Annotated in this window: 19 protein-coding genes and 1 tRNA gene; 9 read left to right on the top strand and 11 right to left on the bottom strand. The window is 63.8% G+C overall.

Going from position 1 to position 22,873, the window contains the following annotated elements:
* The first annotated feature begins 257 nt into the window (after nt 1-257).
* The 7 genes from Q1L50_RS07825 to Q1L50_RS07795 are packed head-to-tail and all read left to right on the top strand — an operon-like array spanning nt 258 to nt 9,334.
* Nucleotides 258-1,370, top strand: coding sequence for an ATP-binding protein (locus Q1L50_RS07825; protein WP_300337310.1), 1,113 nt, complete (start codon nt 258-260; stop codon nt 1,368-1,370).
* Nucleotides 1,367-1,645, top strand: a complete 279-nt coding sequence (locus tag Q1L50_RS07820) for a hypothetical protein (RefSeq protein ID WP_300337308.1) — start codon at nt 1,367-1,369, stop codon at nt 1,643-1,645. The genes Q1L50_RS07825 and Q1L50_RS07820 overlap by 4 nt, the downstream gene beginning before the upstream one ends.
* The gene (locus tag Q1L50_RS07815) at nt 1,645-5,454 is read left to right on the top strand and encodes a PAS domain S-box protein (RefSeq protein ID WP_300337306.1); all 3,810 of its coding nucleotides are present in this window, start codon (nt 1,645-1,647) and stop codon (nt 5,452-5,454) included. Before Q1L50_RS07820 ends, Q1L50_RS07815 begins: the two co-directional genes overlap by 1 nt.
* A gap of 16 nt (nt 5,455-5,470) precedes the next feature.
* A complete protein-coding gene (locus tag Q1L50_RS07810; RefSeq protein WP_300337305.1) occupies nt 5,471-5,839 on the top strand; it encodes a response regulator in 369 nt (122 codons plus the stop codon).
* Nucleotides 5,836-6,447, top strand: coding sequence for a hypothetical protein (locus Q1L50_RS07805; protein ID WP_300337303.1), 612 nt, complete (start codon nt 5,836-5,838; stop codon nt 6,445-6,447). Before Q1L50_RS07810 ends, Q1L50_RS07805 begins: the two co-directional genes overlap by 4 nt.
* Nucleotides 6,448-7,770, top strand: a complete 1,323-nt coding sequence (locus tag Q1L50_RS07800) for an ATP-binding protein (RefSeq protein ID WP_300337302.1) — start codon at nt 6,448-6,450, stop codon at nt 7,768-7,770.
* A gap of 37 nt (nt 7,771-7,807) precedes the next feature.
* Entirely contained in the window at nt 7,808-9,334 is a 1,527-nt protein-coding gene (locus Q1L50_RS07795) for a hemerythrin domain-containing protein (RefSeq protein ID WP_300337300.1), read from the top strand.
* On the opposite strand, the gene Q1L50_RS07790 is transcribed toward Q1L50_RS07795, so the two are convergent.
* From Q1L50_RS07790 to thrS, 10 genes are all read right to left on the bottom strand, one after another.
* Nucleotides 9,292-12,333 (bottom strand): EAL domain-containing protein, encoded by a 3,042-nt coding sequence (locus tag Q1L50_RS07790; RefSeq protein ID WP_300337299.1) that lies wholly within the window; start codon nt 12,331-12,333, stop codon nt 9,292-9,294. The genes Q1L50_RS07795 and Q1L50_RS07790 overlap by 43 nt on opposite strands.
* A gap of 425 nt (nt 12,334-12,758) precedes the next feature.
* Nucleotides 12,759-12,835: transfer RNA gene (locus Q1L50_RS07785), tRNA-Pro, on the bottom strand.
* Between the two features lie 37 nt (nt 12,836-12,872).
* Nucleotides 12,873-13,238 (bottom strand): MerR family transcriptional regulator, encoded by a 366-nt coding sequence (locus tag Q1L50_RS07780; protein WP_300337324.1) that lies wholly within the window; start codon nt 13,236-13,238, stop codon nt 12,873-12,875.
* Complete coding sequence (locus Q1L50_RS07775; protein WP_300337297.1) at nt 13,222-13,524, bottom strand: integration host factor subunit alpha; 303 nt, start codon at nt 13,522-13,524, stop codon at nt 13,222-13,224. Before Q1L50_RS07775 ends, Q1L50_RS07780 begins: the two co-directional genes overlap by 17 nt.
* 12 nt (nt 13,525-13,536) lie before the next feature.
* Nucleotides 13,537-15,912: a phenylalanine--tRNA ligase subunit beta gene (gene pheT, locus Q1L50_RS07770; RefSeq protein WP_300337295.1), complete on the bottom strand. Its 2,376-nt coding sequence runs from the start codon at nt 15,910-15,912 to the stop codon at nt 13,537-13,539.
* Nucleotides 15,913-15,951: 39 nt separating this feature from the next.
* The gene (gene pheS / locus Q1L50_RS07765) at nt 15,952-16,998 is read right to left on the bottom strand and encodes a phenylalanine--tRNA ligase subunit alpha (protein ID WP_300337293.1); all 1,047 of its coding nucleotides are present in this window, start codon (nt 16,996-16,998) and stop codon (nt 15,952-15,954) included.
* Between the two features lie 52 nt (nt 16,999-17,050).
* Nucleotides 17,051-17,410, bottom strand: coding sequence for a 50S ribosomal protein L20 (gene rplT / locus Q1L50_RS07760; RefSeq protein ID WP_300337291.1), 360 nt, complete (start codon nt 17,408-17,410; stop codon nt 17,051-17,053).
* Nucleotides 17,411-17,421: 11 nt separating this feature from the next.
* On the bottom strand, nt 17,422-17,619 hold the full coding sequence (gene rpmI, locus Q1L50_RS07755; RefSeq protein ID WP_300337289.1) for a 50S ribosomal protein L35: 198 nt from the start codon (nt 17,617-17,619) through the stop codon (nt 17,422-17,424).
* 104 nt (nt 17,620-17,723) lie between these two features.
* Nucleotides 17,724-18,245 carry a translation initiation factor IF-3 gene (gene infC / locus Q1L50_RS07750; protein ID WP_300337322.1) on the bottom strand — a complete coding sequence of 174 codons (522 nt, stop codon included), beginning with the start codon at nt 18,243-18,245 and terminating at the stop codon, nt 17,724-17,726.
* A 26-nt stretch (nt 18,246-18,271) separates the two neighbouring features.
* Nucleotides 18,272-20,188 (bottom strand): threonine--tRNA ligase, encoded by a 1,917-nt coding sequence (gene thrS, locus Q1L50_RS07745; protein ID WP_300337287.1) that lies wholly within the window; start codon nt 20,186-20,188, stop codon nt 18,272-18,274.
* A gap of 492 nt (nt 20,189-20,680) precedes the next feature.
* On the opposite strand from thrS, the gene Q1L50_RS07740 reads away from it, so the two are divergent.
* Nucleotides 20,681-21,778, top strand: coding sequence for a calcium/sodium antiporter (locus Q1L50_RS07740; protein ID WP_300337285.1), 1,098 nt, complete (start codon nt 20,681-20,683; stop codon nt 21,776-21,778).
* Nucleotides 21,779-21,842: 64 nt separating this feature from the next.
* Here Q1L50_RS07740 and Q1L50_RS07735 read toward each other — a convergent pair whose 3' ends face one another.
* Nucleotides 21,843-22,277 carry a PilZ domain-containing protein gene (locus Q1L50_RS07735; RefSeq protein ID WP_300337283.1) on the bottom strand — a complete coding sequence of 145 codons (435 nt, stop codon included), beginning with the start codon at nt 22,275-22,277 and terminating at the stop codon, nt 21,843-21,845.
* A gap of 395 nt (nt 22,278-22,672) precedes the next feature.
* Here Q1L50_RS07735 and Q1L50_RS07730 point away from each other — a divergent pair.
* Nucleotides 22,673-22,873: hypothetical protein (locus Q1L50_RS07730; RefSeq protein ID WP_300337282.1), on the top strand; the 201-nt coding region annotated here is incomplete at its 3' end.

The raw sequence follows: 22,873 nt of genomic DNA, 5'->3' as shown, positions 1-22,873 counted from the left end.
CAGCGTGGCCAGACGATGCGCCCTTCTCGTCCGTCGGGTACGGCTGGACCATCTCCGTGGCGGCCCGAAAAGGCGCACACGCCCGCTGTAAGGGCGTATCGTTCGCAGATGCGGTCGCCGGGGCCGCAGGCGGGTGGCCTTCGTTCATCGGCAGATGCCGCTCACCGGGGGCACAAGCTGGTTGATGCGAGTCCGGGATTCCGAACCATGGGGGCAGTGTGAGCGAGACGCTTGGTTCCTTTGATCACGATCGGTCCTTGGCTGCGCTGCTGCCGCCAACGGAAAGCGAAAGCCTGTGTGCTGCACTGAGCGTGCTGCTTGCTTCCCCGGTAGCGCTCCAGGACCTGGCCGGCACGGTGATCGGTGGCACCGGCGACCTGCCGGCCGAAGAGCGGGTCGAACTGCTACTCGAATGCGAGCCGATCGGCTACCTGCAGGCGCCGCAGGCCACCCCGGCGGAGCGCAGCGCCGCCGCCGGGCTGATCGGACAGCTGTTGCGCGCGCAGAAGCAGGACGACGCGCTGGCCGAGTCGGCGGCGGCATACCAGCAGCTTGCGGAAGAATTCGATGGCCGCGTTGCCGCGCAGGTGAAACTGCTCGACGAGCGACAGCGCCAGTCGTACCAGGCCGAGCGCCTCGCGTCGGTGGGTGCTCTGGCCGCCGGCGTGGCGCACGAGATCAACAATCCGATTTCTTTTGTGCGCAGCAACCTGCGCACCGCGGAGTCCTATCTCGGCAAGCTTCAGGACTTCGCCGCGGCGGTCCAGGCGCTGCCGGGAGGCGAAGCGGTGATCGCTGCCGCCGACCTCGCCTTCACGCTCGAAGACTTCTCCGAACTGCTGCACGACAGTATCGGTGGCGTCGACCGGGTAGCGCGAATCGTCAGCGACCTGAGGGGGTTTTCCAACGTCGACATGCCGCAGGAAGACGTCGTCGACGTCAACCAACTGCTCGCCTCAGCGTGCAAGATGGCCGAGAAAGGCCTCCCGCCCGGCGCCACGCTGGTCTGTGAGCTGGGCGCCATGAAGCCGCTCCTGTGTTTGCCAGGACACCTTGCGCAAGCGTTTCTGGCGATCCTCAACAACGCCGTGCAGGCCATCGAGGGCAAGGGCGCCGACGGCGAGGTGCGCGCCTGCAGCCGTTTCGACGGCCGACAGACGCTCATCGAGGTCCGGGACAACGGCGTCGGCATCGACCAAGACGCGCTGGGAAGGGTCTTCGATCCTTTCTACACGACTCGGCCGGTTGGCAAGGGGACGGGCCTCGGGCTGACCGTGACGCGCGATATCGTCCGCGCGCATGGCGGCGAGATCGAGTTCGACAGCATTCCGGCGGTCGGCACCACCGTCACCGTCAGCCTGCCCGATTGACCACGGAGCAGACGCAGATCATCACCCGCAGGCCGCGTCGGGTCACCGATCCGCTGTTCCAGATTGCGCTGGCCTGGGTCAGCGCCGTCCTCGTCGGCTGGCCGCTGATCCAGATTGCCGGAGCGCACGGGATGCTGGCCGTTTTCGTTTACGTCTTCGTGGTCTGGAGCGGGCTGGTCGTGGTCCTCCTGGCGGTTTCCCGAAGCCTGCAGGGTAGCGCACCGCCCAAGTCAAGCAACGACAGGCGGACGAGCGAACGCACGGGCGAACACTAATGGACGAACGGTATTTTTCGCCGTTCTGGGTGCTGGTGGCGATTGTGGTTTACATCGCCGTTCTGCTGGCGGCGGGTTCATGGGCGGAGCGCCGGGCGCTGAGCGGTCGCCAGGGAGCCGGCAGCGGCTGGGTCTACGCCCTGTCGCTGACCGTGTACTGCACCTCCTGGACCTATTTCGGCAGCGTTGGCAGCGCGGCCAACAGCGGCATGCTCTACGCGACCGTGTACCTGGGACCGACCGTGGTGATGCTGGCGTCGTGGGAAATCGTGCGCCGAATGATCCGGCTGCGCCAGCGCTATCGATTTTCCAGCGTGGTCGACCTGCTCACCCAGCGTTACGGACAGTCGGTCAGCATGGGCGCCTTCATCACACTGATCCTGTTGCTGGGGATGGTGCCCTACATCGGACTGCAGGTCCGCGCTCTGCTCGAATCGTTTACCGTGATCACCGGCCTGCGGCACGACGCCGCCGAGGTCGGGCCGTGGCATTTCACCGACGAGGCGATCGTGTTCCTGATCGGCGTGCTCACCGTTCTCTTCGGACTGCGACGGGTCGATACGCGCGAGCGGCAGCATGGCATGCTGATGGTACTGGCCGTCGAAGCGGTGGTGAAACTGGTCGCCTTTGTCGCGGTCGGCGTTTTTGTCACCTGGGGAGTCTTCGACGGCTTTGGCGATCTTTTCGCCCGCATCCAGGCCGACCCTGCGCTGCACCGGGGCCTTGTCGATACGCCGCTGTCAGGAAACGCTTATCTGACCTGGATGACCTACCTGGTTCTGTCGATGGCGGCGATCATTTTCCTGCCGCGGATGTTCCACGTGATGGTCGTCGGCAATCACGACGAACGCCACCTGCTGACCGCGATGTGGGTCCTCCCCCTGTACCTGCTGCTGATCTCGCTGTTCGTGCTGCCGATCGCGGTGGGCGGTCTGCTCCTGGGATACCCGCTCTCATCGGCCGACTGGCTGGTAATTCGTCTGCCTTTCGACCGCGGCGGCCCTGCCCTGGCGCTATTGGCGTACCTGGGAGGGTTTTCGGCGGCGGTGGGGATGGTGATGGTGGCGTGCACCACGATGGCGATCATGTTCTCCAACCACATCGTGCTGCCGCTGATCGACCGCGGCGTGATCGGCGAACGCCTCCGCGGCAGACTGCGACCGATCCGCAGCGGCGTCGTCTTCCTGCTTCTCGCATTGGCCTACCGGTTTCAGGAAGGCCTGGCCAACAGCTACCTGTTGATCCAGATGGGCCTGATCTCGTTTGCGGCGGTGCTGCAGTTCGCTCCCGCCGGAATTGGCGGGCTGTACTGGAGCCGCGGCAACAGTTCCGGCGCCTGGTGGGGGCTGAGCCTGGGCTGGGCGACCTGGGCCTACACGCTGTTCCTGCCCGCCGTGGTGCGCAGTGGCGTCCGCGGCGCCGAATGGCTCGAAAGCGGCCCGTGGGGACTGGCGTTCCTGCGCCCGGAGATGCTCTTCGGCCTGGACCTCGGCTCGCCGTACCCGAACACCGTCTTCTGGTCGCTGCTGTTCAACGTCTCGGGCTACCTCATCGCCTCCCTGCTCAGGGGACAGCGTAGCGACGAAGCCGCGGTTGCGCACGCCTACACGCACGCCTTCGGCAAGCAGCAAACCGCTGACGGCGATGCGGAAGGCCAACTGCGGGTGAGTTACGCCACCGTACGCAAGCAAATCCACGGCCTGTTTTCACGCTATCTGCCGCCCGATGAAGCGGCGCTGGCGATCGCGCGAGTTCAACGCGACGTCGTCGCCGACGGTGAAACAAGCCTCTCCGGTCCCGCCTATCTCGAACTGACGGCACACGCCGAGCGCACTCTGGCCGGCACGATCGGTGCCGCGATGGCGCGCAAGGCGGCAAGCGAAGCGCTGCGCCTGAGCGAAGCCGAGACCGTTGCGCTGCAGACGACCATGGCCGAACAGCTGGCCAAACTCAAGATCACGCCGCAGCAACTGCGCGAGCAGGTCGACTACTTCCGTTCGCTGCAGGCGATGAGCCAGACCTACGCCAAGGCGATGGAGGAAAAGGTTACCGCGCTCGAGGACGCGGTTCGCGAGCGGGCGCTGGCCGATGCCAGCCGGCGCGAGAGCGAGCAGCGTTTTCGCTCGCTGGCCGACAGCGCACCAGTGATGATCTGGATGACCAGCAGCGCCTACGGTGACTGCTACTACAACCGCGCGTGGACGACATTTACCGGGGCGTCGGCCGACCAACAGGCGCGCGAAGGGTGGACACTCGGGATCCACCCGGACGACCGGGCCGACGCGCTGACCCTGGCCGAAGAGGCCAGGGAGCAGAAGGCCGGCGTCGAAAAGCTTCTTCGCCTGCGGCGGGCAGACGGTGAATACCGGCACCTGCGGGTGCATATCCTGCCGCGCCATGCCGCAGATGACACCTTCCTGGGCATCGTCGGATCGGCGGTAGACGTTTCCGATCTGCTCGCCGCCGAACAGACGCTGCGGCGCAGCAACGAAGAGCTGGAGACCCTGATTGGCGAGCGCACCCGGGAACTGCAGCAATCGTACGCCGACCTGCAGGAGCGCGAGCAGACCATTCGCACGATCACCGATTCGGCGCAGGACGCGGTGGTGATGGTCGACGACGCCGGCCTGGTGTCGTACTGGAATCCGGCCGCCGAGCGCATGTTTGGCTGGACGACGATCGAAGCCATGGGCCAGCCGCTGTCCGAGTTCCTGTTGCCGGAGCGCTTTCGCGACGCGCACCGGCAGGCCTACGAGCGTTTCCAGCGAGGCACGCCCGGCACCATCCTCGGGCGCACCGCCGAAATGCTGGCCCTGCACCGCTCCGGCACCGAGATTCCGGTCGACCTGTCCTTGTCGGCTACCGTCCTGCACGGCAAGCTGCACGCCATCGGCCTGCTGCGCGACATCACCGAGCGCCAGCGAGCGGAAAAGGAACTGCAGCGCAATTACCAGGAACTGAAGTTGCTGAACCAACGCTTCGAAGAAGCGCAGAACCAGCTGCTGCAATCGGAAAAGATGGCGTCGATCGGTCAACTGGCAGCCGGCGTCGCGCACGAAATCAACAACCCGGTAGGCTTCGTCAGTTCCAATCTGCAAACGTTGAAGACCTACAGCAAGGAGATGCTTGAGCTGATTGCCGCCTACCAGGCGGCGGAAGCGCAAATCGGCGACCGCGACACACTGGCCGCGATCCGCGACCTGCGGCAATCATTCGACATCGAGTTCCTGCAGGACGATCTGCCGGCGCTGATCCGGGAAAGTGAGGAGGGCCTGCTCCGCGTCAGGAATATCGTGCAGGATCTCAAGGAGTTCTCGCACGTCAGCGAATCGGAATGGCAAGCCGCCGATCTCAACGCCGGACTCGACTCGACGCTCAACGTGGTGTGGAACGAGGTGAAATACAAGGCCCGGGTAAACAAGCACTACGGAGAGATTCCACCCGTCGAGTGCCTGGCCGCGCAGCTCAACCAGGTGTTCATGAACCTGATCGTCAATGCCGTTCAAGCGCTTGACGAAAACGACGGGATGGGAACGATCACCCTGACGACAGGCCATCAGGACGAGTGGGCCTGGGTTGAAGTCAAGGACAGCGGGCGCGGCATGAGCGAGGACGTCAAGCGGCGGATCTTCGAGCCGTTCTTCACCACCAAGCCGATCGGCAAGGGGACCGGGCTCGGAATGTCTGTATCCTACAGCATCGTGCACAAGCACCACGGGCGCATCGAGGTCGACTCGGCGCCCGGACACGGCAGCCGATTCAGGGTCTGGGTACCCGTCAAACACCGCGCAGCGGACGAATTGGAATAACGCAAGGGAGAATGTCATGTCGGTTTCGGTTCTGGTCGTCGATGACTCGGCAATGGCCCGCAAGATGTTGATTCGGGCGCTGCCAGCGGATTGGGATATCAGCGTCACGCAAGCCTCGAACGGCGTCGAAGCCCTGTCGTACTACCGGCAGGGAGGGGTCGACGTCATTTTCCTCGATCTGACAATGCCCGAGATGGACGGCTACCAGGTGCTCGAAGCGCTGCGCCGCGAAGACCTGAACTGCCTGGTGATCGTCGTTTCGGCGGATATTCAGGAAGCGGCGCAGGCGCGGGTCCGCGCCATGGGCGCAATCGCCTTCATCAAGAAGCCGGTCGATCCGGTCGGCATCAAGGCGGTGCTCAAAGAATATGGCTTGCTGCTATGAGCATCGATTTCATCAGCGACGAGCAGCGCGAGGCCTTGCAGGAGGTCGCGAACATCGGCATGGGGCAAGCCGGGGCGTCGATCGCGCAGGTACTCGGAGAGTTTGTCGAACTTTCGATCCCACAGATCAGGGCAGTCGCTGCGGCCGAGATACCCGCGGCGCTGGCGGCGCTGGCAGGAGACGGCATCGCCTCGGCGGTTCGGCAGGCGTTCATCGGCGAATTGCGCGGCGAGGCGATCGTCATTTTTTCGGAGCATTCGGCGCACGACCTCGCCGAATTGCTGTGCTACGGCGATGCCCTCGACACGCCTGCCAGCCGGGAGTTGCTGCTCGACATCGGCAACGTGCTGGTCGGCGCCTGCCTCGGCGGGATCGCCGGCCTGCTGCAGACCGAGATCGGCTTCTCGGCGCCGTCGCTGCTCGCTGACCAGGTGGCGACCCGCCAGCTGATCCAGGCGGAAACGATTGCCGCGCGCTGCGCGCTGCTGGTCGAAGTGCGCTTTGGACTCGAGAAGCGGGCGTTCCGCTGCCACCTGGTGATGCTCATGCCCGACGACGCGGTTGCCGCTCTGCAGCGAGCGCTCGACCGCTTTATCGAGGGACTCTGAGTGAACCCGCCTTCCCCCTCCGTGGCGTCTCCGGAGCTGCTCGAATCCCTGGTCGAGCGCATCGACGTCGGAGTCTTCGCCGTTGACCGGGACGCGACGATTGCGCTCTGGAACCGCTTCATGGCCGTCCATAGCGGCAAGTCGAGCAGCGAAGTGCTGGGGCAGAACCTCTTTGCGGTGTTTCCGGAGTTGCCGCGACCCTGGCTGCGAAAGAAGCTGGAAAGCGTATTTGTTCTCGGCAACAGCGCGTTCACCCTGTGGGAACTGCGGCCGTATCTGTTCCGCTTTCCGCACACCCGGCCGATTACCGGCGGACTGGACCTGATGCGCCAGAACGTCACCTTCCTGCCGCTGCGCGTTTCCGGCGGAGGCGTATCGCTGGTCTGCGGCACGGTTTTCGATTACACCGATACGGCGATGGCGCATGCGCGTCTGCAGGATGCGATTGCCGCACTGAGCAAGGAAAAGGACGCGCAGCGCGAACTCATCGGGAAACTGGAAGCCGCGCAGAACCAGCTCCTGCAATCGGAAAAGATGGCGTCGATCGGCCAGCTCGCGGCCGGTGTTGCGCACGAGATCAACAACCCGGTCGGCTTTGTCAATTCCAACCTGCAGAGTCTGAAAAGATACTGCGAACAGATGCTGCACCTGATTGCCACCTACCAATCGGCCGAGTCCCAGATCTCCGACACCGCGCTGCTGTCCACAATCACCGCTTTGAAGCAGGCGCTGGACATCGAATTCCTGCAGGAGGATCTGCCCGCGCTGATCAAGGAAAGCGAGGATGGCCTGGTGCGGATCAAGAAGATCGTCGAGGACCTGAAGGACTTTTCGCACGTCGATGAATCGGACTGGCAGCACGCGGACCTCAACGCCGGGCTGGACTCGACGCTGAACGTGGTATGGAACGAGGTCAAGTACAAAGCCAGGGTCGAGAAGAACTACGGCAAGCTGCCGACGGTCGAGTGTCTGGCGGCGCAACTCAATCAGGTGTTCATGAACCTGATCATCAATGCCGCGCAGTCGCTGGATCAGGCGAAGGGCATGGGGACGATCACGCTGTCCACCGGCCACCAGGACGATTGGGTCTGGGTTGAAGTCCAGGACACCGGTCGCGGCATGAGCGAGGACGTCAAACGGCGGATCTTCGAGCCATTTTTCACCACCAAGCCGGTCGGCCAGGGGACCGGACTCGGCATGTCGGTATCGTACAACATCGTCCAGAAACACCACGGCCGCATCGAGCTCGACTCCACACCCGGGCAGGGCACCCGCTTCAGGGTGTGGGTGCCGGTCAGACAGACCGCGGAGGCGGCACCATGACGGATGGTCAAACACCGTCACGGCCCGGACCACAGTAATGCCGTTCAAGTGGAATCGGTCCTTTGAAACGGGCATCGCCATCGTCGATGCCCAGCATCGCCAACTGGTCAAGCTGATCAACGATGCCGAGCCGTTGTTGACCGGCGGCGAGGAGGCGGCAAGTCAGCAACTCGGGGTGCTGCTCGAAGACCTCGATCGCTGCGCGGCAACCCACTTCGCCTGCGAAGAAGGCGTCATGCGCTCGCACGGTTTGCTGCCGCCCTACATTGAAAAGCAGCATGCTGACCATCAAGGCTTCCGCGATCAACTGCGAGAACTTCGCGGGCAGCTGGTGGCGGAATCGCTGGCCGATGTCGGCCCCGGCTTGCTGCGCTTTCTGACCAGCTGGCTGAGCTTCCACATCCTCGACGAAGACCAGCGCATGGCGCGCCAGATCCGCCTGACCAGTGCGGGTGAAAGCCCGGAGGGAGCGTTCGCGGGAGCCGCCCAGGTCGTACCGGACGACCAAGCCCGCGCTGTGCTGGTGGCTGCCTTGACCGATCTTTATGCGGTGCTCGGCGAGCGCAACCGGTCACTTTTCGTGAGCAACGAAAAGCTGAAGCAATCGAGCAGGCAACTGGAGCTGCTCAACCAGCAGCTGGAAGCAACCGTTGCCGAGCGAACCGTCGAACTTCGCCAGACCTTGACCGCGATGGCGCGGACGCAAGGACAACTGCTGCAGTCGGAAAAATTGGCGGCGGTCGGCCAGTTGGCCGCAGGCGTGGCGCACGAGATCAACAACCCGATCGGTTTCGTGACTTCCAACCTGGGGTCGCTCAAGGCCTACGTCGGCCAATTGCTGGAGGTCATCGACGCCTTCGATGCCTTGCGTGACGTCCTTCCCGCGACCGACGCGCGACGGCAAAAACTGGAGCAAGCCTGCGACAGGGGCGACCTGGACTACCTGAGGCAAGACATCGGCGAGCTGATCGACGAGTCGAGCGCCGGACTGCTGCGCGTCAGCAAGATCGTTCAGGGCCTGAAAGACTTCGCGCGGGTAGACGAGAGCGACTGGCAGATGGCCGACATCAACGCGGCCCTGGAGTCCACCATCAACGTCGCCCGGAGCGAGCTGAAATACAAGGCGACGATGGTCAGGAATTATGGCCAGCTGCCCCCTGTCCGGTGTCTTGCAGCCCAGCTCAATCAAGTGTTCCTGAACCTGTTGATCAATGCCGCGCAGGCCATCGAGGACCACGGCACCATCACCTTGACCACCGGCTGCGGCCAGGCGATGGTCTGGATCGAGATCCGCGACACCGGCTGCGGGATGGGCGAGGACGTGCAGCGGCGGATCTTCGAGCCGTTCTACACCACCAGGCCGGCCGGCAAGGGTACCGGCCTGGGACTCTCAATTTCCTGGGACATCGTCGTACACAAGCATCGCGGAACGATCGGCGTCGGCAGCGAACCGGGGCGCGGAACCCGTTTTCGGATCGAGCTACCAGTCAACGCGGCGCCAGCGGAGGAGGACCGCAATGCTCACGAGATCTTGCTCCAGGGCGCCGGCTTGCCAAAGAAATAGCCCTGCGCATGATCGACGCCCAGCGTACACAAACGATCGACCAGCGCCTGGCTTGAGACGTATTCGGCGACGGTCTCGATTCCCAGGGCGTGACTCATCTGGTTGATCGCCGCAACCAGCGCATCGCTCCGGGGGTGCTCTTGCATCTCGCTGACGAAGCTGCCGTCTATCTTGAGGTAGTCGACCGGCAAGGTCTTGAGGTACTGGAACGACGACAAGCCACTGCCGAAATCATCGAGCGCCAGCTGACAGCCATGTCGCTTGAGCGCGCTCATCAGCGCCAGCGCCGGGCGCAGGTTCTTGATCGCCGCCGCTTCAGTGATTTCGAAACACACTCGCTGCGGCGGGCAAGAGTGCTCGGCAAACTGGCTTTCAATGAAATCGAGCAGGGTTTCGTCGCTCAGTGAGTGGCCCGAGAGGTTGATCGCCAGCATGCCATCGGCCTGGCCGATGCCGTTCCCGTACTCCAGCAACGCGTTGCGGACAACCCAGCGATCGATAGCCGCCATCAGGCCGTAGCGCTCGGCCGCCGGAATGAAGGCGGCCGGCAGCAGCAGTTCGCCCTCTCGCTGCGCATTGCCATGGTGTGCGACCCGCAGCAGCGCCTCGTAGCGCACCGTCTGGAACGGCTGTGCGGCCAAAGACACGATCGGCTGGTAATGAAGCCGGAACCGATCCCGCTCGATTGCCTCGCGCAAGCCGGCGGCGCCGAGGACGTCACTTTGGCGCCGAAGCGTCTCGGTATCCCCCGGCTGATAGACGTGAACACGATTGCGCCCCAACTCCTTGGCCGTATAGCACGCGACATCGGCCTGCGTCAGCAGCTGCCCGCAGTCGCGGGTTTCCTGGCTAATCGGTACCAGGCCGATGCTCACGCCGACCTGGTAACTGCGGCCTTCCCAGATGAAGCGATGCTCGCGAATGTTCTTCACCACCGCCTGCGCGATGACATGGGCACGTTCCAGCGGGCAGTTCTCCTGCAGCAGGGCAAACTCGTCGCCGCCGATTCGCGCCAGCGTATCGCGCTCGCGGAACATGCCAGCGAGAATATTGTTGATCTGTTTGAGCAACTCGTCTCCCGCCGCATGCCCGGCGGTATCGTTGACCACCTTGAACTGATCGAGATCGAGATAACACAGGACGTGCCGCGCGCCGTGCTGATGGGCGCTGGCGACCGCCCGCTCAAGTCGCCGCTCGAATTCCGGCCTGTTGATCAGGCCGGTCAGTGCATCGTGGGTGGCATCATGGGCCAACTGGCGCGTCAACTGCCGGGTCTGCGTGACATCGTGGAATACCAGCACCGCTCCCAGGATCTCGCCGTCTCGCCCACTGATCGGCGCCGCCGAATCGTCGACATCGTATTCCCGGCCGTCACGCCCGAGCAGTACCGAGCGCTGCGGCATGCTCACCGCTCGTCGCTCGCGGAGGCAGCGTTGCACCGGGTCCGGAGCCGTTTCCCGAGTCTGCTCGTTAACGATCCGGAAGATGTTCTTGACCGGCTTGCCCCTGGCTTCGGCCGTGCTCCAGCCGGTGAGCAGCTCTGCCACCGGATTCAGATAATCGACGCGCGCCCCGGCATCGGTGGTAATCACCGCGTCACCGATCGAATGCAGGGTGACCTGAGCCCGCTCCTTGGCTTCGAACAATGCCAACTCGGCACGTTTGCGCTCGGTGGTTTCGATGCTGACACCGATCACCTGCTCGACCTGTGCGCTGGCGTTGCCAATCGGAGCCTTGATGACATGGAACCAGCGAGGCTCGCCGCCTGGATCCACCAGGCGCAGTTCGCGCTCGATTCGCTGCTGCTGGCCGTCGAGGATCGCCCGGTCGTCGCTGGCGAGGGCGCGCAGCGTCTCGGGATCGGTAAGAAGATCCGCAAAAGCGCGTCCAAGCATCTGCTCCACGGTCAGGTCGAAACTCGCCGCGAGACTCTGGTTCGCCAGACGGATCTGTCCCTGCCGGTCGGTGACAAAGATGAAATGCGGATTGGCGTCGATGACCGTTCGCAGAAAGGAACGCTGCTCTTCAATTTCCGTCTGCGCCTGTAGCAGGTGCTCGACCAGTTCGGCGCCCCGGAAGCAGGCGGCAATGCTGGCGACGAATACGTCGAGCAAGGCGCGGTCCACAGTCGCCAGCGCCGCTCCGGCTTCCAGAAAGATGGCGACCTCCTGGTGGGCAGAAGGGTGCAGGTACAAGACCGCTGAATTGCGGCCAACGACGTGCTGGCGGCGTCGCGCGCTGGCCGCCACGGCCGACGCGATACGCGTGTCGGGCAGGCTGGCCAAGGCCTGCACGGGGCATTCCGCATGGCGCCCGGCGCCCCCGACCACCTGCCAGCCTTTAGCGATATTGGCCAGAGGTGACTCGCTCCGAACACAGACCAGCCCATCGACCGGCAACTTCAGCAGCGCTGCCAACTCCTTGAGGACGCACCCGGCGAGATTGGCGATGGCGTGCGCGTCGATCATCTCGGCGGCAGCGCGGACGATCACTTCCAGGCCGCGCCGCTGCTCGGCAATGGCATGCAGTTGCTGGTACGAGCGCAGCGCGGTGCTGACTGCGGTGATCAGGCGGGTGTGCGTGAGTTCGCCCTTGGTGCGATAGTCGTTGATGTCGTAGTCCTGGATGACCGCCAGCTCCGGCGCGTATCCCGGTTCGCCGGTGCGCAGGATCAGCCGACATTCCACCAAACCCAGTTCCTGGCGGATGTGGCTGACGAGCTCGAGTCCAGCCTGGGCCGTCTCCATGACCACGTCAAGCAGCGCGACAGCAATCTCGGGATGTCCGGCCAACAGCGCCCGCGCCTCCGCGCCGCTGTGAGCGTGCAGCAGATGCAGCGGCCGGCCAAGAATCTGCAGGTCGTTGAGCACCAGGCGGGTGACGCTGTGCACCTCCGGGTCGTCGTCAACCACCAGCAGCGTCCACGGTGGCAGACCGACCGGCGGCGGCGTTCCGGGGAGGTCCGTGTCGTCCGTCCAACAGAGCAAGTCATCGTTCATGCGAGGAGTTCCTGGGCAGGTCGTGCGCGGTCCTTTGCGAAGCAGGATCAAGGCGAAATCAGCGTCTGCCGCAGCCGGACAGGGATCGAAGCAGTCCGTTCGCATCGCCCGACGTCCCGATTATAAGCAATGTGCGAGCGCCGACCACGGCCAGCATGAAGCCACCTGCGGCGACACGGCTACCGAAGGGCGGGCCGTGCGAGGAGTCGACACCGGGGATATTGGCAGGCTGCGTCGCGACACATGCGCACGGTGACCTCCCTTGGATACTGGCCCTGATGGTGTCGAAAGCGGCCGACACCGTCCGCTTCCAGGCCCGGCCGTGAGCCTGAAGGGCGCTGACCACGCCTGGCGCACGGCTGCACCACGAAACAAAGAACCGGCCCATGGCCGGTTCTTTATTTGGTTCAAGCTCTTGATTCAATTGGTCGGGGCGCCGGGATTCGAACTCGGGACCCCTTGCACCCCATGCAAGTGCGCTACCAGGCTGCGCCACGCCCCGACAACCCGCGAATTATAACCGAAATCCCCGCCGGCGCTCAAACCCGCAGCATTTCCGCGATGCTCAACAATTCCTCACGCAGCGATTCGTCGCTCACCGCAGACGAGCGGGCGGCAGCCTCGGGCTCTGCATCGCCGAGGCGATTGCGAGCGCCGCTGATCGTGAACCCCTGGCTGTACAGCAGCTCCCGGATGCGGCGTACCAGCAGGACTTCGTGGTGCTGGTAATAACGGCGGTTGCCTCGGCGCTTGACCGGCTTGAGCTGCGCAAACTCCTGCTCCCAGTAGCGCAGGACGTGAGGCTTCACACCACACAACTCGCTGACCTCGCCAATCGTGAAATAACGCTTGGCCGGAATCGCCGGCAATGGCTCATCGCCAAGGTCTCTAGGACTGGCTTCCATCATAAGCGTGCTCCACTTCGGCCTTCAGTTTCTGGCTGGCGTGAAAAGTAACGACTCGTCGCGCCGTGATCGGGATTTCTTCGCCTGTCTTTGGGTTGCGTCCTGGCCGCTGCGGTTTGTCGCGCAGCTGGAAATTTCCGAAACCCGAGAGCTTGACCCCGTCACCGTGCTCCAGTGCGTTCCGGATTTCCTCGAAAAAAGCCTCGACCATATCCTTGGCCTCACGCTTGTTGAGGCCAACCTTCTCGAACAACAAGTCCGCCAGTTCTGCTTTGGTAAGCGTCATTCCCTCCCCTTCTCAGACGCGAAGCTGCGCTGCGAACGCCTCTTGCAGATAAGCCACCACCTGCTGCATGGCCGCATCGACTTCGGCTTCCTGCAATGTTTTTTGAGTATCTTGCATCACTATACGGAAGGCAAGGCTTTTCTTGCCAGCGTCGACTCCGCGCCCGACATAGACATCGAACAGACTGATTTCGCGAACGATTTTCGGGCTATTGGCGGTCATGGCGGCACTCAACTGCTGCCATTCGAGTGCCTGATCGACGACCATGGCCATATCCCGTATGACTGGCGGTTGCCGGGAGACTTCGGCGTAGCGTGGCAGTGTCGCCATCACCACGGCATCGAGATCGACTTCGAAAAGCACCGGCGCCAGGGGCAAGTCATACTTCTGCTGCCAGCGCGGATGCAGCTCGCCAAGGAAGCCAATCGCCTGGCCATCCACCATCACGCGCGCGCTGCGCCCGGGATGCAAGGCCGGATGCGACGCTTTCTCGAAATGTGGCTGGCGCGGTGCGAGGAGCAGCTCAAGGTCTCCCTTGAGGTCAAAAAAGTCAACCTTGCGCGCCGCGCAAGCCCACTGCTCCGGAAAGGCAGTTCCGTAAGCCAGCGCGGTCAGCTTCCATGGCTGGCGAAAGCCGCCCACCGGCCCCCCTTGCGGGTCGCGGAAAAAGCTGCGGCCGGTCTCGAAGAAGCGGGCCCGACTCTGCCGACGCTTGAGGTTGGTTGCGACGTTGGCGACCAGGCCGCCGATCAGCGTCGAGCGCATCACGCTCAACTGGCTGGCGATTGGATTGGCCAGACGAATCAGCTCGCGGTTGTCGGCAAAGTCGCGTTCCCACGCCTCTTCGACAAAAGCGAAGTTGACCACCTCCTGGTAGCCACTGTCGGCGAGGATCTGCCGGATGCGCGCCCGCGACCGCGACTGCTCGGTCTGCGGCAGCATCGCCAGCAGACCGACCGGCGCCGGCGACGGGATGTTCTCATAGCCGTGCAGCCGCGCCACCTCTTCAATCAGGTCTTCCTCGATCTCGAGGTCGAAACGATAGCTCGGTGGCGTGACTATGAAATCGTCCTGATCCTTTCTGAAGGGCAAGTCGAGACGCGCCAGCAACTCGCCGATCCGCTCGCTGGCGAAGGCAAGGCCAAGGACCTTGGCGACTCGCGCCGGACGCAGACGAACGTCGCGGCGCTCGGGCAATCTTGCCAGGCCTTCGCTGACTGGTCCGGACTGACCGCCGCAGATGTCGAGAACCAGGCGTGTCGCCCGTTCGAGCGCTCGTCGCGTGCCGCCAAAGTCGACGCCACGCTCGAACCGATGCGACGCATCGGAGACGAAGCTGTAGCGACGCGCACGCCCGGCAATGGCCGTCGGCGCGAAGAAAGCGGACTCCAGGAAAACCTCGGTGGTCGCCAGGCTGATCGCGCTCTCCTCCCCGCCCATGATCCCGCCCATGGCCACCGGGCGATGATCGTCAGCAATCAGCAGCACATCGGGCTGCAGTTCCAGAGTCTGTTCGTTGAGCAGCTTGATCTGCTCTCCGGCCCGCGCCATCCGGGCGTGAATGGAACCCTGCAGGCGGGTATTGTCGAAGGCGTGCAGCGGCTGGCCGACTTCGAGCATCACGTAGTTGGTGATGTCGACCAGCGCGGAAATCGGACGGATACCACTGCGTTCGAGGCGGCGGCTCATCCATGGCGGCGTCGGCGCACTGGCGTCGACCCCGGCAATCACCCGGCCGCAGTAGCGCGGACACGCGTCCGGGGCATCGAGGACCACCGCACGGGTGGTTGGAATGGTCGGCTCTACGTCCTCGACCTCGATAAACCGCGCTGGCGTACCGGTCAGCGCCGCAACCTCGCGGGCAACGCCCTCCAGCGACAGACAGTCGGCCCGGTTCGGCGTCAGCTTCAAGGTCAGCAGGCGATCATCGAGATCGAGATGCCGGCGAATATCCTCACCGACCGGCGCGTCGGCGGCCAGCACCAGCAGGCCCGCCGCGTCGTCAGCGATTCCGAGTTCCTTCGCCGAACACAACATCCCGGCAGAGTCGACGCCGCGCACCTTGGCGACCTTGATCCGGAACCCCCCCGGCAACTCGGCACCGGACAAGGCGCACGGCACCTTGATCCCGGCGACGGCATTCGGCGCGCCGCAAACGATCTGCAGCGCCTCGCCGGAACCGACATCGACCCGGCAGACGCTGAGGCGGTCGGCGCCGGGATGCCTGGCAACCTCCAGCAGCTGCGCGACGACCACCTGGTCGAAGGCTGGCGCGACGCTCTCCTCGGCCTCTACCTCGAGGCCCGCCATGGTCAACAGGTGCGAGAAATCTTCGCCCGAGCAAGCGGGATCGACGAAAGTGCGGAGCCAGGATTCAGAGAATTTCATGAGGTCAACATTTCGGGAGGAATCATCGTCACGCGCGCGTCAGACAAACTGCCGCAGGAAACGCAGGTCGCCGTCGTAGAACAGGCGCAGGTCATTGATCCCATAGCGCAGCATCGTCAGCCGGTCCGGACCCATGCCAAACGCAAAACCCAGGTATTTCTCGGGGTCGATGCCGACGTGGCGCAGAACGTTCGGATGGACCATGCCGCAACCGGCGATTTCCAGCCAGCGGCCCTTCAAGGCGCCGCTCATGAAGGCCATGTCGATCTCGGCCGACGGTTCGGTAAACGGAAAGAACGACGGGCGGAAACGCACCTGCAGGTCGTCGCTCTCGAAGAAACGGCGCAAGAAGTCGGCGATGACACCCTTCAGGTCGGCAAAGCTGACGCTCTCGCCCACCCACAACCCTTCGACCTGGTGAAACATTGGCGAATGCGTGGCGTCGGAATCGACACGATAGACGCGCCCCGGCGCAATGACACGAATCTCGGGCATGGTTTCCGCGCCAGCGTGCTGTGCGACGTGCGCCTGCATGTAGCGAACCTGGATCGGGCTGGTATGCGTTCGCAGCAGTACGCCCTCGGCCACGCCGCCGGACTCGTCCTGCAGATAGAAGGTATCGTGCATCGAACGTGCCGGATGATCCGCCGGGGTGTTCAGTGCCGTGAAGTTCTGGAAGTCGGCCTCGATTTCGGGGCCATCGGCAACGTCGAATCCGATCGAGCGAAACAGCGCCTCGATCCGCTCAAGCGTACGCGTCACCGGATGCAGGCCACCACGCGACTGCCCGCGACCCGGCAGGGTCACGTCCAGCGCCTCCTCGGCCAGCCGGGCGTCGAGCGCCAGCCGGCGAATCGCTTCGCGACGCGCATTCAGCGCCGACTCGACGGCGTCCTTGACGCGGTTGATCGCCGCGCCGGCGTTCTTCCGCTCGTCGGCTGGCAGCTTGCCCAGTCCCTTGAGCAAGTCGGTGATCTGACCGCTCTTGCCGAGATAACTGGCCTTGATCTGCTCCAGAACGTCCGGGTCGTCAGTCGCCGCAAAGGCCATCGACGCTGCTTGGATGATGTGATCGAAGTTGTGCATGGTTCACCGAAAAAAAGGAGGCTAAGGCCTCCTTTCTTGGCACTCGCCGAGGTCAGGCGTCGAGTTGCGCCTTGGCCTGTCCGGCCAGAGCAGCAAACGCCGGCTTGTCGAAAACCGCCAGATCGGCCAGAACCTTGCGGTCCACCTCGATCTGCGCCTTCTTGAGGCCGTTCATGAAGGTGCTGTACTTCATGCCGAGCTCCCTGGCGGCGGCGTTGATGCGCGCGATCCAGAGGCTGCGGAATTGACGTTTGCGCTGCCGACGGTCGCGGTAGGCGTACTGACCGGCCTTCATCACCGCCTGCTTGGCGACCCGATAGACGTTCTTGCGACGACCGCGATAGCCCTTGGCAAGGGCGACAATTTTCTTGTGGCGCGCGTGCGCGGTTACACCACGTTTGACTCTGGGCATCTCTTATCTCCTCAAGCGTAGGGCAGCATGGAACGAACCATGGCCTTGTCCGCAGCGTGCACTTCGGTCATCCCGCGCAGCTGGCGTTTGGTCTTGGTGTCCTTCTTGGTGAGAATGTGCCGCTTGAACGCATGCGAGCGCTTGATACGGCCGCTGGGAGCGACCGTGAAGCGCTTTTTCGCTCCACTCTTGGTCTTCATCTTGGGCATTTTATGCTCCGCTTATAAACATGTTGCCAGGTGTCTCCCGACGGGAGCTCTTCGAACCCGACAGCACTTGTCATTGCTGCGAGGACTTGCCTCGACAGCTACTGCTACTTCTTCTTGCTCGGCGTCAGCACCATGATCATCTGACGGCCTTCCATTTTGGGCATCTGCTCGACCAGCGCGACTTCCTGCAGGTCGGCCCGGATGCGCTCGATCTGCCGCATGCCGATATCCTGATGCGCCATTTCCCGACCACGAAAACGCAAAGTGACCTTGACCTTGTCTTCTTCTTCGAGGAAGCGCGTCATGTTGCGCAGCTTGATCTGGTAGTCGTTCTCGTCGGTACCCGGACGCAACTTGACTTCCTTCACCTGCACCTGTTTCTGCTTCTGGCGCTGCTCGTGCTGGCGCTTCTGCTCCTGGTACTTGAACTTGCCGAAATCGACGATCCGGCAAACCGGCGGTCGCGCCATCGGGGCGATCTCGACCAGGTCGAGCCCCGCTTCCTCGGCCAGCGACAGCGCCTCCCTGGCACTCATGACTCCCAATGCCTCGCCATCCTCCCCGACGAGACGGACTTCCGGTGCGTTGATTTCTCCGTTAACGCGTTGCGCCTTTTGCAGTGCGATGGCTCCGCTCCTTGTTGTTACAAAAGTTAGACCGTGCCACTTCGCGCGGCAACTTCATCAAGAAGTCGCCCGGCCAGAGCCTCGATCGACATTTGTCCGAGATCCCGACCACCGCGTGTGCGCACGGCCACCAGGTTTGCTGCCACTTCCTTGTCGCCAACGACGATCTGATAGGGCAGCTTGTTCAAGCTATGTTCTCGTATTTTATAGGTAATTTTTTCGTTGCGCAAATCCGCCTCGACCCGCAACCCGGCAGCCCGCAGACTGGCCGCCACCCGCGCGGCGTACTCGCCCTGCTTTTCGGAAATATTCAGCACCACCGCCTGCATCGGCGACAGCCACAGAGGCATCGCACCAGCATAATGTTCGATGAGAATGCCGATAAAACGCTCCAGCGACCCGAGGATCGCCCGGTGCAACATGACCGGGATGTGCCGCTCGTTGTCCTCCCCGGCATAGTGCGCGTCGAGGCGCTCCGGCAGGGCGAAATCAAGCTGCAGCGTGCCGCACTGCCAGACCCGGCCAAGACAGTCGCGAAGCGAGAACTCGATCTTCGGACCATAGAACGCGCCTTCGCCTGCCTGCACCTCGTAGCTCAGTCCCTTGGCGTCGAGACCCTCCGCCAGAGCCACTTCCGCGCGGTCCCAGACCGCGTCGGACCCGATCCGCTTGTCGGGGCGGGTCGACAGTTTGACGAGAATGTCATGGAAGCCGAAATCGGCATAAACCTGCTGCAATAGATCGATGAAGGCGGTGGTCTCCGAGAGCACCTGCGCTTCCGTACAGAAAATGTGGGCGTCATCCTGAACAAAGGCGCGCACGCGCATGATGCCGTGCAGCGCTCCCGACGGCTCGTTGCGATGGCACGACCCGAATTCGGCCAGACGCAAGGGCAGATCGCGGTAGCTGCGCAAGCCCTGATTGAAGATCTGGATATGCCCTGGGCAGTTCATCGGCTTGATCGCGTAGTCACGGCTTTCCGACGCCGTGGCAAACATGTGCTCGGCGTAGTTCTCCCAATGCCCTGACCGCTCCCACAGCGAGCGATCCATGATCATCGGCGTCTTCACTTCGCAATAGCCGTTGCGGTCGAGCAGACGCCGCATGTACTGCTCGACTTCCTGCCAGATCGTCCATCCCTTGGGGTGCCAGAAGACCATTCCCGGCGACTCCTCCTGCAGATGGAAGAGGTCCAGTTGCCGACCGAGCCGGCGGTGGTCGCGCTTCTCGGCCTCCTCGAGCATGTGCAGGTAGGCTTCCTGGTCTTCCTTGCGGACCCAGGCGGTGCCGTAGATTCGTTGCAGCTGTTCGTTGCGATGGTCACCACGCCAGTAGGCACCGGCCAGCTTCATCAGCTTGAACACCTTCAGCCTGCCTGTCGAAGGGACGTGCGGCCCGCGGCAGAGGTCGACAAAATCGCCCTCGCGATAGAGCGAGACCTCCTGGTCCTGCGGGATCGCGGCAATCAGCTCGGCCTTGTAGTGCTCGCCGATCGACTGGAAGAACGCCACCGCCTGATCGCGCTGCCAGACCTCCCGCCGCACGGGATAATCGCGCCGCGCGAGTTCGCCCATGCGCTGCTCGATCGCCGCCAGATCCTCGTTGGTGAACGGGCGCTGGTAGGCGAAGTCATAGTAGAAGCCATTCTCGATCACCGGGCCAATGGTCACCTGCGCCGCCGGAAAGAGCTCCTTCACCGCGTAGGCCAGGAGGTGCGCAGTCGAGTGCCGGATCACCTCCAGCCCCTCGGGATCCTTCTCGGTCACGATGCCAAGCTGCACGTCATTGGCGATCACGAAGGACGTATCCACCAGTCGACCGTCGACCTTACCCGCCAAGGCCGCACGCGCCAGACCGGCGCCGATGCTTTGCGCGACCTCGGCAACCGTGACAGGCTGCGCGAACTCCCTTTGGGAACCGTCAGGCAGTGTGACAACCGGCATCTTGAAACCCCAGCAAAAAATTGGCAAAGCCAGTGGATAAGCCAGAGTCCCGCTCTGGCTTGCAGGAGTCTGGCAGGCGCGAATCCAATCCCCGGCCGCTTGCCGGCGCGTTGCAGCGCAGCCGCGAGCGGCGGATTCTAGCACACCGACCCGGGCCTGCGAAAAGCCCGGAGAACCCGCAAGCGAACGTCGGAGCCGGCCACCGGAAGCACGCAGCCCGGCCGCAGGCGCAAGACGGGCAGAATGTTCAGCACGGTCTGCCCGACGCGATGCCGACCACGATGCGCGGCCAGGGACATCATGCGCCGGATTTCACGATATGCTAGGCGGGACGCCCGGGTACCAGCGAAGCTCATCCAGCCCATGCCCTGCGAGGCCACTACAGAAGGCCATCTGAAACGAAGGGCGCTTCGGTTCGGCCCGCGCGGGCATTGCCGCTGAGCCAGCTGCCAGAGCGCATCCAATACCAGCCAAACTGACGGATATCATCGAATGCTGTGGTTCATCCCCGGGCTGATCGCCCTGATTCTCGGCGCCGAACTACTGGTGCGCGGCGCCTCGAAGCTCGCCCTCTCACTCGGCATCTCGCCGCTGGTGGTCGGGCTGACGGTGGTCGCCTTCGGGACCAGCTCGCCGGAACTGGCGGTATCGGTGCAATCGGCCTGGTCGGGCCGGGTCGACATTGCGCTAGGCAATGTCGTCGGCAGCAATATCTTCAATGTGCTGTTCATTCTCGGCATATCAGCGCTGATCGCGCCGCTGGTGGTGCACCGGCAGTTGATCCGCCAGGAAGTGCCGATAATGATTGCCGTGTCACTCCTGCTCTGGGTACTGGTAGCCGATGGTGGGCTCAATCGCCTGGATGGACTGATCTTCGTCGCGCTCCTGCTGGGGTACAACGTTGTCCTGATCCGTCAGAGCCGCCGGGAGACCGCTGCCATGAACGCGGAGCAAGCGGAGATCGAGGAGAACGGCGCGACAACGCCCAAGGAAGCGCAGACCTGGGATCGTCACTGGGTCGTGCAGGCCCTGCTGGTGCTGGGCGGCCTGTTCCTGCTGGTGGCCGGCTCGAACTGGCTGGTCGATGCCGCGGTGACCCTGGCGCGGCAGTTGGGAATGAGCGAACTGGTGGTCGGCCTGACCATCGTTGCGGCTGGCACTTCGCTACCCGAAGTGGCCACGTCGATCATGGCTGCGGCGCGCGGCCAGCGCGACATCGCGGTCGGCAATGTGGTCGGCAGCAACCTCTTCAACATCCTGGCGGTGCTCGGCATCTCCGCCAGCGTCGCGCCGGGCGACCTGGTCGTGGCGCCTTCGCTGCTGGCCTTTGACCTGCCGGTGATGGTCGCCGTGGCGGTCGCCTGCCTGCCGATCTTCTTCACCGGGCACCTCATCGCGCGCTGGGAAGGGGCGCTGTTCCTCGCCTACTACGCCGCCTATACGAGCTACCTTATTCTCGACGCTGCAGGTCATGCCGCCCAGGCCGGCTTCTCGGTGGTGATGGGCGGCTTCGTGCTGCCGCTCACCGTAGTCACGCTGCTGGTGTTCACCTGGCGCCACTGGCACGATCAGAGCGGGCGCGCCGGATAAGGAGCGCCCAGCCGGGCCGGTCGCGGTGCTGACCAAGCGACCGGCCGGCGCGCGGTGACAACGCCTACTGCGGGCAGGGGAAGTCGGCGGCATACTTGCTGATCCATTCCGTCGCGGCTGCTTCGGCGTCGAGTTGCCGGCCCTCGGTCTCCTGCACGGCCTTGCGGTAATGCTCGATTTGACAGACCTGTTCGACCATCCGGACAGCAAAAGCATCGTCGACGCTTACGAACTGCAAGCCGATGTCGAAACGGCCCGCGCACGCCTTGCACCAGACAACTCGTCCATGCGTCTCGAAGGTCGGCCAGAGCACGGCGATACGGACACGAACCATCGACCCGACCGGCAGCGCCCGCTCCGACGCAAAGGCCAGACCACCAGCACCGACGTCCTTGAGGCGCCGCCCGGCGCCGCACGCCGAACTCTCGGCAGCGATCTCGATCGGGATATCGACAGGATGGCGCAGGTAGGCGCGCGCCGCATGTCTGGCCGGGGTCATGGCCGTTCTCCTTGCGCCTGCGCGGCAGGCGCTCTGCTCTTGCCCACCCCCTGCCACCGGCCTGATGGCCAGGGGAGCTGCCCGAACCAGACCGATCGATCGGCGAGAGCAAGACCGCTACGAAGCAAGTCCCGCGCCGCCGCATCAACCGGCAGCGCTCGTCGCCGGGTTGCGGATCACGACCGTTGGACGCGGACGACGATGACCACGTTCCATCGCACTACATCGCGCGCCGGCGCGTCCGGAGCTGCCTGCTCCACACCGCCTCGTCCGCCCCTTGCCCGGTCGCAGAAAGGCCGCCTTGACCAGCCGGAATGGCGGAGTGCAGGTCGCCGGGTTGCGACCGCCGGGCCGAACCGTCGCTGACCAGGCGGTCGGCCGCGAGCCGGCGGCAAGTGGGCGAAGACTGTTATATAGCGGCGCTGCGAAGCACGTGTCGATGGCCTCAATTTCCCTGCCGGAGGAAAAACATCACGGTCACCCCTGCGCATCCCGTTAAAATCGGCGACTACTCGATTGCCCCATCGCACCCAGACATGACCGATGCCCACCTGCTCGCCGAACTGATCAGCCACGCCGCGGCGCGCGACCCGGAC

This window comes from Accumulibacter sp., assembly GCF_029255145.1.
Classification (GTDB): domain Bacteria; phylum Pseudomonadota; class Gammaproteobacteria; order Burkholderiales; family Rhodocyclaceae; genus Accumulibacter.
The sequence above is the reverse complement of the archived record's forward strand: the minus strand, read 5'-3'. Positions and strand labels throughout refer to the sequence as shown.

Coding starts and splice junctions, on each gene's coding strand:
- Q1L50_RS07740 (WP_300337285.1), top strand. CDS start 20,681: ATGCTGTGGTTCATCCCCGGGCTGATCGCCCTGATTCTCGGCGCCGAA.
- thrS (WP_300337287.1), bottom strand. CDS start 20,188: ATGCCGGTTGTCACACTGCCTGACGGTTCCCAAAGGGAGTTCGCGCAG.
- Q1L50_RS07805 (WP_300337303.1), top strand. CDS start 5,836: ATGAGCATCGATTTCATCAGCGACGAGCAGCGCGAGGCCTTGCAGGAG.
- Q1L50_RS07810 (WP_300337305.1), top strand. CDS start 5,471: ATGTCGGTTTCGGTTCTGGTCGTCGATGACTCGGCAATGGCCCGCAAG.
- Q1L50_RS07795 (WP_300337300.1), top strand. CDS start 7,808: ATGCCGTTCAAGTGGAATCGGTCCTTTGAAACGGGCATCGCCATCGTC.
- rplT (WP_300337291.1), bottom strand. CDS start 17,410: ATGCCCAGAGTCAAACGTGGTGTAACCGCGCACGCGCGCCACAAGAAA.
- pheS (WP_300337293.1), bottom strand. CDS start 16,998: ATGCACAACTTCGATCACATCATCCAAGCAGCGTCGATGGCCTTTGCG.
- rpmI (WP_300337289.1), bottom strand. CDS start 17,619: ATGCCCAAGATGAAGACCAAGAGTGGAGCGAAAAAGCGCTTCACGGTC.
- Q1L50_RS07815 (WP_300337306.1), top strand. CDS start 1,645: ATGGACGAACGGTATTTTTCGCCGTTCTGGGTGCTGGTGGCGATTGTG.
- Q1L50_RS07775 (WP_300337297.1), bottom strand. CDS start 13,524: ATGACGCTTACCAAAGCAGAACTGGCGGACTTGTTGTTCGAGAAGGTT.
- Q1L50_RS07790 (WP_300337299.1), bottom strand. CDS start 12,333: ATGAACGATGACTTGCTCTGTTGGACGGACGACACGGACCTCCCCGGA.
- Q1L50_RS07780 (WP_300337324.1), bottom strand. CDS start 13,238: ATGGAAGCCAGTCCTAGAGACCTTGGCGATGAGCCATTGCCGGCGATT.
- Q1L50_RS07735 (WP_300337283.1), bottom strand. CDS start 22,277: ATGACCCCGGCCAGACATGCGGCGCGCGCCTACCTGCGCCATCCTGTC.
- pheT (WP_300337295.1), bottom strand. CDS start 15,912: ATGAAATTCTCTGAATCCTGGCTCCGCACTTTCGTCGATCCCGCTTGC.